Source organism: Flagellimonas oceanensis, from assembly GCF_003992595.1.
Lineage (GTDB): Bacteria > Bacteroidota > Bacteroidia > Flavobacteriales > Flavobacteriaceae > Flagellimonas > Flagellimonas oceanensis.
In genome coordinates this window covers 189592-189806 of the sequence record NZ_RZNA01000047.1, presented here as the reverse complement: position 1 = coordinate 189806, position 215 = coordinate 189592, and the positions used below count along the sequence as shown (strand labels likewise).

Here is a 215-nt window from a genome sequence, read left to right as displayed (position 1 = left end):
GGATCACTCTCATCCACCAACGGTACCATTGCCATTTCTGGAACACCGACAAATGCCATGTTCGAGGATGTACAATTGGATGTGGCGGACAACTCCATCACATCTGCTATGATCATCGACGGAGAAGTAGGCACTGGTGACATAGCCAACGACGCAATCACAACCGATAAAATTGCGGCAGGGGGCGTGGAATCAACAGACATAGCCGCAGATGC

General features: G+C 50.7%; 1 protein-coding gene. It reads left to right on the top strand.

Annotated elements, in window-relative coordinates; translation table 11 throughout:
• Window positions 1–215 (top strand): hypothetical protein (locus tag EO132_RS19325; RefSeq protein WP_205780367.1); only part of this gene is annotated, 215 nt, incomplete at both ends.